The organism is Mesorhizobium sp. L48C026A00, from assembly GCF_000502375.1.
Taxonomy (GTDB): Bacteria; Pseudomonadota; Alphaproteobacteria; order Rhizobiales; family Rhizobiaceae; genus Mesorhizobium; species Mesorhizobium muleiense.
This window is the reverse complement of sequence record NZ_AYWU01000034.1, coordinates 72548-88240: the sequence shown is the minus strand read 5'-3', so window position 1 is coordinate 88240 and position 15693 is coordinate 72548. Positions and strand designations below refer to the sequence as shown.

14 protein-coding genes are annotated in these 15693 nt (G+C 64.3%); all 14 read left to right on the top strand.

The genetic code is table 11. The features are described from left to right. Positions 1 to 8 precede the first annotated feature (8 nt). The 14 genes from X738_RS75540 (at position 9) to X738_RS75480 (ending at position 15692) form a co-directional block, all read left to right on the top strand. Positions 9 to 1178, top strand: coding sequence for an acyl-CoA dehydrogenase family protein (locus X738_RS75540; RefSeq protein WP_023803090.1), 1170 nt, complete (start codon positions 9 to 11; stop codon positions 1176 to 1178). A gap of 24 nt (positions 1179 to 1202) precedes the next feature. Next, complete coding sequence (locus X738_RS75535; protein WP_023803089.1) at positions 1203 to 2321, top strand: LLM class flavin-dependent oxidoreductase; 1119 nt, start codon at positions 1203 to 1205, stop codon at positions 2319 to 2321. Between the two features lie 62 nt (positions 2322 to 2383). Continuing rightward, positions 2384 to 3445 carry an ABC transporter substrate-binding protein gene (locus X738_RS75530; protein WP_031256656.1) on the top strand — a complete coding sequence of 354 codons (1062 nt, stop codon included), beginning with the start codon at positions 2384 to 2386 and terminating at the stop codon, positions 3443 to 3445. A 283-nt stretch (positions 3446 to 3728) separates the two neighbouring features. Continuing rightward, entirely contained in the window at positions 3729 to 4697 is a 969-nt protein-coding gene (locus tag X738_RS75525) for an ABC transporter permease (RefSeq protein ID WP_023803086.1), read from the top strand. Further along, entirely contained in the window at positions 4691 to 5488 is a 798-nt protein-coding gene (locus tag X738_RS75520; protein ID WP_023803085.1) for an ABC transporter ATP-binding protein, read from the top strand. The genes X738_RS75525 and X738_RS75520 overlap by 7 nt, the downstream gene beginning before the upstream one ends. A 22-nt stretch (positions 5489 to 5510) precedes the next feature. After that, positions 5511 to 6056: a YcnI family copper-binding membrane protein gene (locus X738_RS75515; RefSeq protein WP_051407964.1), complete on the top strand. Its 546-nt coding sequence runs from the start codon at positions 5511 to 5513 to the stop codon at positions 6054 to 6056. Then, positions 6053 to 7690, top strand: coding sequence for a copper resistance CopC/CopD family protein (locus tag X738_RS75510; protein WP_036270324.1), 1638 nt, complete (start codon positions 6053 to 6055; stop codon positions 7688 to 7690). The genes X738_RS75515 and X738_RS75510 overlap by 4 nt, the downstream gene beginning before the upstream one ends. Positions 7691 to 7886: 196 nt before the next feature. Further along, positions 7887 to 9224 (top strand): LLM class flavin-dependent oxidoreductase, encoded by a 1338-nt coding sequence (locus X738_RS75505; protein ID WP_023803082.1) that lies wholly within the window; start codon positions 7887 to 7889, stop codon positions 9222 to 9224. A gap of 56 nt (positions 9225 to 9280) precedes the next feature. Then, positions 9281 to 10258 carry an ABC transporter substrate-binding protein gene (locus tag X738_RS75500; protein WP_023803081.1) on the top strand — a complete coding sequence of 326 codons (978 nt, stop codon included), beginning with the start codon at positions 9281 to 9283 and terminating at the stop codon, positions 10256 to 10258. A gap of 102 nt (positions 10259 to 10360) precedes the next feature. Further along, complete coding sequence (locus X738_RS89825) at positions 10361 to 12124, top strand: ABC transporter permease subunit (protein ID WP_023803080.1); 1764 nt, start codon at positions 10361 to 10363, stop codon at positions 12122 to 12124. Then, positions 12099 to 12239, top strand: coding sequence for a hypothetical protein (locus tag X738_RS89820; protein ID WP_023803079.1), 141 nt, complete (start codon positions 12099 to 12101; stop codon positions 12237 to 12239). The genes X738_RS89825 and X738_RS89820 overlap by 26 nt, the downstream gene beginning before the upstream one ends. Before the next feature lie 12 nt (positions 12240 to 12251). After that, positions 12252 to 13916, top strand: a complete 1665-nt coding sequence (locus tag X738_RS75490; RefSeq protein WP_023803078.1) for an FAD-dependent oxidoreductase — start codon at positions 12252 to 12254, stop codon at positions 13914 to 13916. Then, on the top strand, positions 13913 to 14305 hold the full coding sequence (locus tag X738_RS75485) for a 4Fe-4S dicluster domain-containing protein (RefSeq protein WP_023803077.1): 393 nt from the start codon (positions 13913 to 13915) through the stop codon (positions 14303 to 14305). Before X738_RS75490 ends, X738_RS75485 begins: the two co-directional genes overlap by 4 nt. Before the next feature lie 61 nt (positions 14306 to 14366). Next, positions 14367 to 15692 (top strand): LLM class flavin-dependent oxidoreductase, encoded by a 1326-nt coding sequence (locus tag X738_RS75480; protein WP_023803076.1) that lies wholly within the window; start codon positions 14367 to 14369, stop codon positions 15690 to 15692. Position 15693 lies beyond the last annotated feature (1 nt).

Sequence of the window (15693 nt, the reverse complement as noted above, 5' to 3'; positions counted from 1 at the left end):
CGCGCCAAATGACGGTTACCCCGCTTCGCCCAAGGGCCGTGACGACCGCGCGCAATTCCGTGGAGGTGGCGGCCGAACTGGCGCGAACATTTGCCGTGACCGCCGGCGACTATGATGAGAGCGCTGCGTTTCCGCACGAGAACATTTTTCGGTTGCACGATGCCGGACTTATCGCCCTGACGGCGCCGGTCGAATTCGGCGGCGCGGGTGCTGGCCTCGCCGAAGCATCCGACGTGATCCGCGAAATCGCGCGGGGTGAGCCGTCGACGGCGCTCATCCTGATCATGCAGTACATCAACCTTGCCACGCTGCCCAAGAGTCGCTGGCCAGAGCACCTCGTGCGAAAGGTCATCGTCGACGCCGTCGAAAACGGCGCCCTGATCAACGCGTTCCGCGTCGAGCCCGAGCTCGGTACTCCGGTACGGGGAGGGCTGCCCGCCACCACCGCGCGGCGTACGGCCGACGGCTGGTCGATCAGCGGTCGAAAAATCTATTCGACGGGCGCGGAGGGTCTCAGCTGGGCCATCGTCTGGGCGCGGACGGACGAAGCCGAGCCACGTGTCGGCGGCTTTTTGGTTCCCGCCAATGCTCCCGGCCTGCGGATCGAGAAGACCTGGAATCCGCTCGGCATGCGCGCCACCGGGAGCCATGACGCCGTGCTGGAAGATGTGCGCATTCCGCTCGATCACGCTGCCGATATTCGTCTTCCGGCCGAATGGGACACGCGCGGCGAGGGACAGGCGGCATGGTTCGGTACGCTGCCCGGCGCGCTCTATACCGGCGTTGCGGAGGCCGCGCGCGACTGGCTGGTGCGCTTCCTCAAGGAGCGGGTGCCGACCAATCTCGGCCAGCCACTGGCGACGGTTCCCCGCATCCAGCAGGCGGTCGGCGAGATCGAGGAACTGATCGCGGTCAACCGCCGCCTGATTTCGTCGGCGGCGCGCGATGTCGACGATGGGCGCCCCTTCACCCTGTCGGAAGCGGGGCTGATCAAGGTCGTCACCACGGAAAACGCAATTGCCGCCGTCGAGAAGGCACTGAAGCTCACCGGTAATCACGGCATCTCACGCAACAACCCGCTCGAGCGCCATTGTCGCGACGTGCTCTGCGGCCGCATTCACAGCCCGCAGGAAGACACGGTCCGACTCGGCGCCGGCCGGCTTGCTCTCGGCATCTGAACAAGAAGGACGACGGAGGTTTTCATGCCAGTCGAATTCATCGGTTACATTGGGAATTTCAACGCCTCGGAGACGATCGCGCGCTCCGGCCCAATTATCGATCCCCACCACATCGCGGCGGCGGCCGCCATCCATGAGAATGGCGGCTTCGACCGGGTGCTGCTTGCCTTCCATTCCACCTCGCCCGAAAGCATTCTCGTCGGTCAGTATGTGACTAGCATCACGCGAAAGCTGAAGCTGATGATCGCCCATCGGCCGGGGTTTACCGCGCCGACGCTTGCTGCGCGCCAACTGGCGACGCTCGACCATCTGAGCGATGGCCGCGTGTCTGTCCACATCATCACCGGCGGCAATGATCAGGAACTGGCGCAGGACGGCGACCATCTGACCAAGGACGAGCGCTATGCTCGCACGAGCGAGTATCTCGACATCGTGCGCAAGGAATGGACGAGCGAAAAACCGTTCGACTATGACGGTAAATACTATCGCGTCGCCGGGGGCTTCTCGGAGGTCAAGCCGCAAGGTCCGGATGGCGTTCCGGTCTATTTCGGCGGCTCGTCCGAGGCCGCAATCGCGGTCGCGGGCAAGCATGCCGACATATACGCGCTGTGGGGCGAAACCTACGCGCAGGTGGCCGAGACGATCCATCGCATCCGCGCCGCCGCCGCCGCCCATGGCCGGTCACCGCGCTTCAGCCTGTCGCTGCGCCCGATCCTGGCCGACACCGAGGAGGAAGCGTGGGCGAAGGCCGACCGCACTCTGCAGCGGGCCAAGGCCTTGCGCGCCAGTGGCGAGCGCCTGATCAACGTCAACGCGAAGAGCGGTCCTGGCCAGCCGCCGAACGAAGGCTCGCGACGCTTACTGGCAGCCGCCGCGCAAGGCGCGCGGCTGGACAAGCGGCTTTGGACGGAAATCGCAGCCCTGACCGGCGCGGCCGGCAATTCGACCTCTTTGGTCGGGACGCCCGACCAGGTCGCCGAAGCCATGCTCGACTATTACGATCTCGGCGTTTCGACCTTCCTCATCCGCGGCTTCGATCCGCTCGAAGACGCCTTCCACTACGGCCGCGATCTCATCCCCCGCGTGCGTGCGCTTGTTGCGCAGCGGGACAACGCGTCGCCGCATGTGCAGGCGGCCGAATAGTTCCATGCGCACCGCCAACGGCTGAGCGCTCCCATCAACCGGCATCCTCAGGAGAAATGAACATGACCTGGAAAACCTTTGCATCGGCGAGAAACAACTCCCTCATCGGCGGGCTTGACCGACGCTCGTTCCTGAAGACGGCGGGAGCACTCGGCCTCGCAGCTCCACTCGGCGCTGTGTCCGCAAGCAGCCTCTGGGCGCAGTCCGCGGCGCCGGCCGGAGAACTGAAGAAGATCAAATTCGCCACCAACGCCTCGGCGATCTGCCTCGCACCGGTCTTCGTCGCACAGGAGCAGGGCATCTTCAAGAAATACGGACTTGAGGTCGAGCTGGTCAATTTCGGCGCCTCGACCGAGGCGCTGTTGGAAGCCATAGCGACCGGCAAGGCGGATGGCGGCGTCGGCATGGCGCTGCGCTGGCTGAAGGCGCTGGAACAGGGCTTTGACGTCAAGATCACGGCAGGCACCCATGGCGGCTGCTCGCGGCTCGTGGCGCTCAAGTCGGCCGGCATCACGGACCTCAAGCAACTCAAGGGTAAGACGATCGGCATTTCCGATCTCGCCAGCCCCGGCAAGAACTTCTTCTCGATCCTGCTCCACAAGGAGGGCCTCGATCCGGTCGCCGATGTCGAATGGCGTCAATATCCGGGCGAGCTCCTGCAGCTTGCGGCCGAGAAGGGTGAAATCCACGCTATCGCCGACGGTGATCCCAAGGCGTATTTCTGGCTCCAAGATCCGAAATACCTTCAGATCGCGTCCAATCTCGATCACGGCTTCGAAAACCGCGTCTGTTGCATCGTCGGCCTGACGGGGAGCCTCGTCCGCGACGATCTGCCGACGGCGTCGGCTATTACGCGAGCCCTGCTCGAAGCGCAGGATCTGACGGTCGCTAAGCCGGAGATCGCTGCCAAGGCATTCCTTCCCAACGCACCCAAGGACAAGACCATCGAGCAATTGGTGGGCGTGCTGCTCGACCAGACGCACGGCCACAATCCGATAGGGGCCGACCTCAAGCAGGAGATTGCGCTCTATGCGCAGGAACTGCGCGACGTGCAGGTCTTTAAGAACTCGACCGATCCGCAGGAATTCGCCGAGCGCGTCTATGCCGACGTGTTGACGGCGTAGGGAGGCGGAACGATGGCATCGATCGATCCGGCGATTTCCCGGCACGCTGAAACCTCTGCCCTGGAAGGCGCTTCGGCGCCGACCGGGGCAGGAATCTGGATANCCGGCGATTTCCCGGCACGCTGAAACCTCTGCCCTGGAAGGCGCTTCGGCGCCGACCGGGGCAGGAATCTGGATAGTTGGGCTCGTCGCCGCAGCCGGTTGGATCGGCGTCGCCGCGCTGATCGAACTGTGGCCGGAGATCATTCCGCAGCCATATGGCCGAGAACTGGCAATCATCGCAATGGCGCTCGCGCTCGGTTTGGTCATCGTCGCAGCGACGGGGCGGCTCTTCGGAGCTATCGCCTCCACCATCCGCTATTATGGGCCCTGGGCGATTGCCGCCGCGCTCGTCGTCGCGATCTGGGAGGTGGTGACGGCGAAGACCGGCTGGCTCCCGGGGCCGTTCTTCTCCTCGCCGCAGAGCATCCTGGAAGTGTTCTTCNTCGCCTCCACCATCCGCTATTATGGGCCCTGGGCGATTGCCGCCGCGCTCGTCGTCGCGATCTGGGAGGTGGTGACGGCGAAGACCGGCTGGCTCCCGGTGCCGTTCTTCTCCTCGCCGCAGAGCATCCTGGAAGTGTTCTTCGACGATTGGAGCCGGCTTGGTCTCAGCGTCTGGTATTCCGTTGCATTGCTCGCCAAGGGGTACTTTTTCGGCGCACTCACCGGCTTCATCACCGGCGTCACGATCGGCTGGTCGCAGGCGGCGAGCTATTGGGTGCATCCGGTGCTGCGGCTCATCGGCCCGCTGCCGGCCACGGCCTGGCTGCCACTCGCCTTCTTCATCTTCCCGACCAGCGGATCGGCGAGTGTGTTCCTGATCGCGCTTGCCACTGCTTTCCCGGTAACCATCCTCACCTGGTCGGGCATCGTCGGCGTCAACCGCGACTACTACGACATCGCCCGCACACTCGGCGCCAAACCCCGGTTCCTGATCCTGAAAGTGGCGATCCCGGCAGCACTGCCGCACGTCTTCGTCGGCTTGTTCATGGGGCTCGGCACCTCTTTTGCAGTGCTCGTCATCGCCGAGATGCTGGGAGTCAAGGCCGGGCTCGGCTGGTATCTGCAATGGGCTCAAGGCTGGGCAGCCTATGCCAACATGTATGCCGCACTTTTGGTGATGGCCCTGATGTGCTCGAGCCTGATCACCATCCTGTTCCGCGTGCGCGATTGGACGCTATCCTGGCAGAAAGGTCTCGTCAGATGGTAGCTCTCGCAACGAACACGGCAGCAGCATCCGCCGCCGCCGGCCAGAAGATCGACATCGAGAGCGTCTTCCATCAGTTCGAGCTCGAGGGCGAACCGCTCCCCGTGCTCGACGGCATCGACTTTTCGGTCGAGCCGGGATCGTTCGTCGCGCTGCTCGGCCCTTCCGGATGCGGTAAGTCGACGCTGCTTCGCCTGCTCGCCGGCCTCGATCATCCGACCAAAGGCGACTTGAAGGTTGATGGTGAGAACGTTGGATATCCTGATCCCTCGCGCATCATGGTCTTCCAGGATCCGACCCTGTTCCCGTGGCGAACGGTGTGGGACAATGTGGCGCTCGGCCTCGAAGCCAGGGGCATCCTGAAGAAGTCCAGGCAGAGGGTCGATGACGCGATCCAGCTCGTCGGGCTGGGCGGATTCGACAAGGCCTACCCACATCAGCTTTCGGGCGGCATGGCGCAGCGTGTGGCCCTTGCCCGCGCGCTGGTGAACGAGCCACGCCTGCTTCTGCTCGACGAGCCGCTCGGCAAGCTCGACTCACTGACGCGTCTCACCATGCAGACGGAGCTTGTAAGCCTGTGGCAGCGCGCGGGACTGACCGCCGTTCTCGTCACCCATGATGTCGAGGAAGCGCTGTTCCTGACGCAGCGGGTGCTGATCTTCGGCCCGCGGCCGGCGCGCATCGTCGCCGACATCGAGGTCGATCTTCCTTACCCACGCCATCGTGGCGATCCGCGCCTGGCGGAACTTAGGCGGGAAGCGCTCGGCCATCTGGGCCTCGCCGCAACCTGGTAGTCAACCGATCGGAATCCTTCAAATGAAAATGCTCAACTACGGCTTGCGCGCTACCCTTGCTATGGCGGCGTTTGCGATATCGCTTCCCGCCCACGCCCACATCACCTTCGAGAACAAGGAGGTAAAGGCGGGTAGCACGGTCAAGTTCGTGCTCAGGGTGCCGCATGGTTGTGCCGGGTCACCGACCACGGCGGTGAGGATTGCGCTGCCGGAGGAATTGACTGAGACCAAGCCGCAGCCCAAGCCCGGCTGGACGCTGGACGTCACCCGGATCGAAGCCCAGGGCGACGGCTCCGGCGAAGACGGCCACGCCGCCCATGGCGGACATGACGATGCCGTCATCAAGGAGATCGCATGGTCGGGCGGCCGGCTCGAAGACGCTTACTATGACGAGTTCGTGTTCCGGGCGAAGGTGGCGGAAGACATCGCGGTGGCGGCGATCTTTGTCCCGGTCGTCCAGGAATGCGAGGCCGGCGTCGAGCGCTGGATCGAGATCCCGTCGGCAGGAGCCTCTTCCGACGATCTCAAATTCCCGGCGCCGTCGATAAGGATACTTGCCGGATCGTGACCGGACGTCGTGTCTTACTGTTGCGGCTGGCGGCGGCGATCTTCGCCGCTGTTTTCGTGTTGGGCCTGTGTGCCGGATCGGCTTTTGCCCACGCGACGCTGATCGCCGCCGAGCCGATCGATGGGGCGGTCGTGGCGACCGCGCCGTCAACCGTCACCTTGCGTTTCTCCGAACCGGCCCGGCCCCTTGTGGCGCGGTTGATCCACCCGGGCGGGCGCACCGAAATCCTCAAGGAGATCGGCGAGAAGGGTTCGGTGATCGTGCTGACGCTTCCGTCCGGCCTGGAAAACGGCACGCATGTGCTGTCCTGGCGTGTCGCCTCGTCCGATGGTCATCCGATCGGCGGCGGCCTGGTATTCTCGGTCGGTGCACCGAGCGCGGTCGCGCCGGCGACGATCGAGCAATCAGATCTCTCCGTCCGGATCGGGCTCTGGTCGGCGCGCTTCCTGCTGCTCGCCGGGCTGATCGTCGGTGTCGGCGGCGTGGCATTCAACGCCTTGATCGGCCGCTCCGACCCGGCGCCGGAAGCCCGCATCGTGAAGGGGGCGCTGTTCGCCGGCTTGGTGGCCGCGCCGCTGCTGATCGGCTTCCAGGGGCTCGATGCGCTGGGCGCGCCGCTCTCCGGCCTGGCGATGATCGACATCTGGCGGGCCGGGCTATGGGCGACAAGGTATGGCCGTTCGGTGTTGCTGGCTGCGACGGCCATCTTCCTCGCTTATGCTTCCGCCCAGACCCGCGGTCGGCCGCGGTTTGGCATCTCGCTCTCCGTCGCCGCGCTGGTAATGGTCGGCGTTTCGCTCGCCAGCGCCGGTCATGCCTCGACTGCGCCGCCACGCTATCTGACTGTCCCAGCGGTTTTCCTGCACGCGGTGACGGTTCTGCTCTGGATCGGCGCGCTGGTTCCGCTGGTGGCCGCGCTCCTGCGAGGTGGCCCATCGGTGCCGGTCGTGCTCAGGCGCTTCTCCTCAGCTATCCCGGCGGTCGTTGGCGTTTTGATCGTATCTGGCTTGGTGCTCGCCGCCGTGCAGGTCGAGACGGTTTCCGCGCTGTGGAACACGGATTATGGGCTGATACTGCTGGCAAAGCTTTCCCTGGTCGTTGCGCTGCTGCTGCTTGCTGCGCTCAATCGCTTCTACCTGACCGCTCCCGCGATCGCTGGCGACGCGGGCGCGACGCGGCGCCTGAGGCGCAGCGTGGGCGCTGAGATCGTTCTTGCAACCGCTGTCATCGCTGTGCTCGGCCTATGGCGATTTACGCCGCCGCCGCGCGCAATTGCGGCAAATCCCGCTTTGTTCGAAGCCCAGGAAGTCCGTGTGCAGAAGGACGGGGTCAGTGCTGCCCTGTCGATCCATCCGCCGATCGTCGGGCCAGTCAGAGTGGAGGTGCGCGACCTGCTCCTCGATGGAAAACCATTCGACCCGGTCAGATTGAGCATAGACCTCGACAAGCCGTCCTACGGCCTCGGTCCGTTCACGCGGGAAGCGCGCCGGGCCGGGGATGGCGGCGTCTATCTCGCCGACGGATTCGTGCTGCCCCTGGATGGCTTCTGGATCGTCCGCGTCACCGTCCTCGTGTCGGATTTTCGTTCAGTCACCCTCATGGATGTGTTCGATGTCCGAAAGGCATCGCCGTGAGCGGGATCGCCGATTTTCGAACCTGCGGACAACCTGCCCAGCATAACGCCGGAAAGGAGAATTCGACTCTCCGATCGGAGGAAAGTTCAGCACGCAATGCCTAGTCTACTAAACTAGTAGAAATTAGCTTGATGGAAACCGGCGGAAGCGAAACGACCTTCCGGCCACGGCCCAGATGAGAGCCAGGGAGTCCGTCATGCCCCAAAAACATCAGCTGAAACTCGGCTTCATGCTCCATGGCGTCGGCATGGGGTGGGGCGACTGGCGCCACCCGCATGCCGACCCGACTGCGAGCACGAGCTTTGAATACTACAAGAAGCAGGCGCAACTCGCCGAGGCTGCGAAGTTCGATTTCCTGTTCGTCGCCGACAGCGTCTTCATCACCGAAAAATCGAGCCCGCATTATCTCAACCGCTTCGAGCCGTTGACGATTCTGTCGGCGCTTGCTGGCGCCACCTCCCATATCGGTCTCGTCGCCACGCTGACTGCCAGCTACAGCGAGCCTTTCAATGTTGCGCGCCAGTTCGCCTCGCTTGACCATATCAGCGGCGGCCGCGCCGGCTGGAACGTCGTCACGTCCTGGCTCGAAGGAAGCGCAGCCAATTTCAGCAAAGCTTCGCATCTCGCGCATGATACGCGCTACCGGCTCGCCGCCGAACATCTCGACGTCGTGCAGGGCCTCTGGGATTCCTGGGAGGACGACGCTCTCGTCCATGACAAGAAGAGTGGCGTATTCTTCGATCCGGCCAAACTTCACACACTCAATCACAAGGGCGAGTTCTTTCAGGTCAAGGGTCCGCTCAACATAGCCCGTTCGGCGCAGGGCCAGCCGGTGATCTTCCAGGCCGGCGCCTCCGAGGACGGCAACAATTTTGCATCGAGCCGCGCCGACGCGATCTTCGTCCACCACGAAAATCTCGATGAAGGCAAAGCGTATTACCGCGATATCAAGGAACGCGCCGCCGGCTTTGGCCGCGATCCGGACAAGCTCTTCATCCTCCCCGGAATTCGCCCGGTGATCGGCTCGACCGAAGCGGAAGTCGAGCGCAAGTACCAGGATTTTGCCGACCTCACATCGATCGAGAACGCGCTGTCTATGCTTGGCCGTCCGTTCAACGACTATGACTTCCTGCAGCACGATCTCGACACGCCATTCCCGGACGTGTTGGCATTTGGGGCGAACAGCAACCAGAGCACCTCGCGTAAGATTTTGGAAACTGCTGAGCGGGAAAACCTGACGCTTCGCCAGGTCGCTGTGCGTTTCGCGACGCCGCGCACGGAATTTGTCGGCACCCCGGAGCAGGTCGCTGACGCATTCCAGCGTTGGTTGGAGGAGCGCGGCTCCGACGGCTTCGTCTTCAATGTGTCGTTGCCGAGGGAACTCGAAGTCTTCGTCGAGGCCGTTGTCCCGATTCTGCAGAAGCGCGGCATCTACCGAACTGAATACGAAAGCGAGACGTTCCGCGGCAATCTCGGAATTCCGGTGCCGCCCAATCGCCATGCTGGGCGCCACGAAGCCGTCGCTGCCGAGTAATCTTTCCCGCGCTTTCGCAACCGAAGCCCTCTCACAAGCTGGAAGTGAACCTCCCCATGAAAACGCTCAATCGCCGCACACTCGGTCTCCTTCTCGGCGGACTCGCTGCCGTCGCCGTATTCGGTTCCGAGCCGTCGGCTCTCGCAGCCGAAGACCTCAGCAAGGTCGTACTGCGCGTCGGCGACCAGACCGGCGCCACCAAGGCGAAATTCGAAGCAGCCGGCCTGCTCGCCGACATTCCCTACCAGATCGAGTGGTCGGTCTATCCGGCCGCCGTCAATCTGCATGAGGCGTTGAAGGCGGATGCCATCGACATCGGCCAAGCTGCCGATTCGCCGACCGTCAGCGCTATCGCCGGAGGGTCGAAGATCAAGGTCGTAGCCAACTATTCGAATGGCGGCCTTGGCAGTTCGTTGATCGTTCCGGCGGGCAGCCCGATCAAGACGATCGAGGATCTCAAGGGCAAGACTATTTCGCCGACGACGCGCGGTAGTGTCGCCCACTATCTCGTCCTCGGGGTCCTGAAGAAAGCTGGGCTTACCCAGGACGACGTGGAGCTCGCCTTCCTCAACCCTTCCGATGCCAGCGCCGCCTTCCAGGCCGGAAGCATCGACGCCTGGGGGACCTGGGGCATCTACAAGGCGCGCTCGATCGGCACGCTGAAGGCAACGGTGCTGATCGATGGCCCCGGCATCAACACCGGCAACTTCGTGCTGAGCGCCACCGACAGTGCGTTGGCCGATCCTGGCAAGGTCGCCGCGATCGCCGACTTCTCCGACCGCATCGAACGCGCATTCGACTGGTCGAAAAAGAACAAGGATGCCTATCTCGACTTCTATGCCGCCTTCACCAAGCAGGACAAGGCGACCATCGAGGGTCTCTACCCGGATGAAGCTGCCTACGTGAGGCAGCCCATCGACGACGCCTTCGCCGCTTCGCTCCAGAACGTCTTCGATACCTGGAAGGAAGCCGGCGTGCTGAGCGGCGACCTCAAGCTTGCCGACTACGTCTATCGCGGGCTGCCCACGAACTGACGCCGGTTTCGAAAGGGAACAAGCCGATGAGTTCGATCGCCACGATCACCNCTATCGCGGGCTGCCCACGAACTGACGCCGGTTTCGAAAGGGAACAAGCCGATGAGTTCGATCGCCACGATCACCGTCACGCCGGGCGCCGTCGAGAGGTGGCCGGCGAATGATCCGGCCAAACACGACGGTCCGCTGGCACGGCAGCGCATCGAGCCGGTATCGACCGCTGGGCAGGGGGTGCCGCGCTGGCTGCGGCGGCTGTCGGGTCCCGTCCTGCTGGTCCTGCTATGGCATGTCGCGTCGCAAACCGGCGTGCTGCCAAGCGAGGTCCTCGCCGGTCCGTCGACTGTGATCGGCAGCGCCGCCAAGCTCATCAAGACCGGCGAACTGCAGGATGCGATGGTCATCTCGCTCAGCCGCGCCCTGGGGGGCCTGGCGATCGGCGGCTCCATTGGTGTGGCGCTGGCCGTCGTCGCCGGCCTGTTTAGGCTCGGCGAAGACCTCGTTGACGCCACCATGCAGATGCTGCGCACCGTGCCCAACGTCGCGTTGATCCCGCTGCTGATCATCTGGTTCGGCATCGGCGAAGCGCCGAAGATCGCGCTGATCGCGCTCGGTACCGCCTTTCCGCTGTACCTCAACGTCTATGCCGGCATCCGCAACGTTGATTCGACGCTGATCGAGGCCGGCCGCACGCTCGGCCTGTCGCGCAGCGCAATGATCAGGCACGTCGTGCTGCCCGGTGCGCTGCCGAGCGCGCTGGTCGGGCTGCGCTATTCGCTCGGTATCGCCTGGCTGGCGCTGGTCTTCGGCGAGCAGATCAACGCCACCGCCGGCATCGGCTATCTGATGGCCAATGCGCGGGAGATGTTCCAGACCGACGTCATCNCCCGGTGCGCTGCCGAGCGCGCTGGTCGGGCTGCGCTATTCGCTCGGTATCGCCTGGCTGGCGCTGGTCTTCGGCGAGCAGATCAACGCCACCGCCGGCATCGGCTATCTGATGGCCAACGCGCGGGAGATGTTCCAGACCGATGTCATCGTCGTGTGTCTCGTCGTCTATGCCTTGCTCGGCCTTGGCGTCGATATCACCGTTCGCACCCTCGAAAAGGTATTCCTCGCATGGCGGCCAGCCTTCAGCGGAACTTGAACGTGGTCGAGGCGGTCGCGCCTCCACCTGTCCCGAAACGGTCGAAAGCCCCGCTGCCCGCGGTCAGGGTTCGTGGGCTCACGCGCCGCTTCGGCGAGCGCGAGGTGTTGAAGAGCCTCGACGTCGACATTGCGCCGGGCGAGTTCGTGGCACTGCTCGGCGCCAGCGGCTGTGGCAAGAGCACACTGCTGCGCATCCTCGCCGATCTCGACCGCGAAATCCTCGGCGAGGTCGAGGTGCCGGTGCGCCGTGCAGTTGCTTTCCAGGCGCCGCGGCTGATGCCGTGGAAGAAGGTCTGGCGCAACGTCGTACTCGGCCTGCCGGGGCGGCCCGACAGGGCGCGCGCGCTGGCAGCGCTCGACGAGGTCGGCATCGGCCACCGGGCCGACGTGTGGCCGAAGGTGCTGTCCGGCGGCGAGGCGCAGCGCACCTCGCTGGCGCGCGCGCTGGTGCGCGAACCCGACCTGCTGCTGCTCGACGAGCCCTTTGCCGCGCTCGATGCGCTGACCCGCATCAAGGCGCAGGATTTGGTCGGCGAGCTCTGGCAGCGGCATGGCNCCCTTTGCCGCGCTCGATGCGCTGACCCGCATCAAGGCGCAGGATTTGGTCGGCGAGCTCTGGCAGCGGCATGGCTGCGCTATTCTTCTGGTCACCCACGATGTCGAGGAGGCGGTGCTTCTCGCCGACCGGGTTCTGGTCATGAAGGACGGCGTCATCGCGCATGAAGAGCGCATCGACCTGCCGCGTCCGCGCGATGTCGCCGATCCGGTCTTCGCCAGGATACGCGGCAGCCTTCTCGACTGGCTAGGTGTTCGCCATCGCACTCACGGCAATGCCTGAGGATCTTGGACGATGAGCAGATCGAGCGGAGAGACTCTCGAACTGACCGCCGACGTGCTGATCATCGGTGGCGGGCTTGCCGGAACCTGGGCAGCGTCAGCCGCACGGCGTGCGGGCGCTTCGGTTGTCCTCGCCGACAAGGGCTATTGCGGCACCAGCGGCGTCACCGCAACTGCGGGGCCAGGCCATTGGTGGATACCGCCAGACCCTCCCGAATTGCGAGACACAGCCATCCGTAACAGGAGAAAGACAGGGGCAGGCCTGAACGATCCGGAATGGATGGCGCGCATCCTGGCGCTCACCTGGGACAGCTTGCCGACCCTTGAAGGCTTCTACGACTTTTCCACGGATGAGAATGGCGTGAAGCAGTATCGTGCCCTGCGCGGCCCCGAATACATGCGCGCTTTGCGCAAATTGGTCGACAGTCTTGGCGTGACAGTCCTCGACCACAGCCCGGCGCTGGAGCTGCTGCAGCGTTCCGATGGCTCGGTGTCAGGCGCGCGCGGCATCCGGNTCCTCGACCACAGCCCGGCGCTGGAGCTGCTGCAGCGTTCCGATGGCTCGGTGTCAGGCGCGCGCGGCATCCGGCGGCAGGCGGGTGGCGACTGGCAGGTCAATGCCGGCGCGGTCGTGATCGCGACCGGCGGCACTTCGTTTCTGTCGCGCTTGCTAGGCTCCCACACCAACACGGGTGACGGCTATCTGATGGCGGCAGAAGCCGGCGCCGAACTCTCCGGGATGGAGTTCACCACCTACTATACCGTCGCGCCGGTACGCTCGACCATGACACGGTCCATGTCCTACGCCTTCGCCACCTATTACGACGAGGATGGCGCGGTGATTCCGATGCCACCTGGGCCGGAGACGACACGGCCGCTCGCGCGGGCCATGCTGAAGGGCCGCGTCTTCTGCGACCTTGCCCGCACGCCGCAAGATATCCGCGCGCAAGTTCCGACGATTTCGCCGAACTTCATGTTGCCGTTCCGGCGCTGGGGCATCGACCCGTACAAGGACCGGTTCGAAGTGACGCTGCACGGCGAGGGAACCATCCGCGGAATCGGCGGGCTGCGCGTTGTTGGTGACGATTGCGGCACCTCGATTCCGGGCCTGTATGTCGCCGGTGACGCAGCCACTCGCGAACTGGTCGCCGGCGCGATTTCGGGTGGCGGGAATATCAATTCGGCCTGGGCGGTTTCGTCAGGCCAGTGGGCGGGAGTGGGGGCGGCGCGCCATGCCGCCAAAAACCCTGCCGCATCGGGCGCAAAGCCCATCGGGCAGGCGGGCCTGCGCCCAGCCGGCGCACAGCGTGATGTCGATCTTGGCGCGACGCTGTCCGTCATTCAGGGAGAGATGCTGCGTTACGATCGGAACATCTTCCGTAGCGGTCACGCGCTGAAACGCTCGGCCGAAACTCTCGATGCCGCCTGGGCGGAGTTCGATGCCCGCGCCCACGGCGTTGGCAGCAGTCTGTTGCGGACTCGAGAAACCGCCGCGATGCTGGCCACGGCGCGCTGGTGCGCCGCGTCGGCGCTGGCGCGCGACGAAAGCCGCGGCATGCACCAGCGCGACGATCGGCCGGAGGCCGATTCCCGCTTCAACCGGCGCATTCTCGTCGGCGGCCTGGACAAGGTTCGGACGAGGCCGGACTACGGCCACGCATTGGAGCTCGCATCATGATCGAACTCGTCATCGCCGAGCGCTGCACAGGCTGCAACGCGTGTGTGGAGGTCTGCCCTACCAACGTGCTTGATCCGGTATCGGTTGGGCCGCCGCTGATCGCCCGACAGGAAGACTGCCAGACCTGCTTCATGTGCGAGCTCTATTGCCGGGGAGATGCGATCTATGTCGCTCCGGACTGCGAAAACCCGACCCCCGTCGACAAGGACGCGATCCTGGCCTCCGGCCTGCTCGGCGAATTCCGTCGCGATCATGGCTGGGACGAATGGGCCGGCGATCCCCGCTATCCCAACGAGCACTGGCGGATGGAGAGCGTCTTCCTGAGGGCACGGGACATCGCAATTGAAGCGGCGGCGAAACGGAGTGGAAATCATACCGCAGGCAGCTGAAGGTCACTGCATGCGTGCGACATTCCCTGTGGTCTGAGTGTTTGTCCGGGATCTCATTTGCATGACACAGAAACGGCAGTTGCGGCTCGGCGCGTTCATGCGTCCTGTCAGTCTCCATACGGGTGCCTGGCGCTACCCCGGCGCCTTCCCGGATGCGAACTTCAACTTCGCTCATCTAAAACGTTTCGCGCAGACGCTCGAGGCTGCCAAGTTCGACGCGTTCTTCATGGCGGACCATCTGGCCGTGCTCAATATGCCCATCGAGGCGCTGAAACGGAGCCACACCGTCACCTCGTTCGAGCCGTTCACCTTGCTATCGGCATTAGCGGCGGTCACCGACCACATCGGGCTGGTCGCTACCGCCTCGACGACCTTCGATGCGCCCTACCACGTCGCGAGGCGCTTTGCGTCGCTGGATCATATAAGCGGCGGACGGGCCGGCTGGAACATCGTGACGACATCGAACCCGGACGCCGCGCTCAATTTCGGGCTGGAGGATCACGTCGAGCATAGCGAACGCTATCGCCGCGCCCGCGAATTCTATGACGTGGTGACAGGTCTCTGGGACAGCTTCGCGGACGATGCATTTGTTCGCGATCAGCAAAGCGGCCTCTACTTCGATCCAGCCAGATTGCATGTCCTCGATCACAGGGGACCGCAGTTGACGGTGCGCGGGCCGCTCAACATCGCCCGGCCGCCTCAAGGCTGGCCGGTGATCGTCCAGGCGGGCGCATCGGAGGCAGGGCGGCAGCTTGCCGCCGAGACGGCCGAGGTCATATTCGCGGCCCATGCCGATCTCTCGGCCGGGCAGCGCTTCTCCGCGGATGTGAAAGGACGTGCTGAAAAACTCGGGAGATCACGCGACGACATCAAGATCCTGCCCGGCGCCTTCGTCATCGTCGGCGAGAGCGCCGAGGAGGCGCGCAGCAAGCGGGCGAAGCTGGATAGCCTCGTCTACTACGAAAGCGGCATCGCTTCGCTTTCCATCGCGCTCGGTCATGATGCTTCAGGCTTCGACCCGGACCAGCCGCTACCCGATATCCCCGAGACCAACGCGAGCAAGAGCGGTCGCGAGCGTGTCATCGAGCTGGCACGAGCCGAGAACCTGACGGTCAGGCAGTTGGCGCAACGTCTGGGCGGTTATTCCGGCCTTGCCTTCGTGGGCACGCCGCAGACCATTGCCGACCAGATGGAAGAATGGCTTTTCAGCGACGGCTCCGACGGCTTCAACATCATGTTTCCCTATCTTCCCGCCGGCCTTGACGACTTCGCCGAAAAGGTAGTGCCGGAACTTCAGCGGCGCGGGCTGTTCCGACGCGAATATGAGGGGTCGACGCTCCGCGAAAATCTCGGCCTGGCACGCCCCAGGAACCGGTTTTTCGAATAGC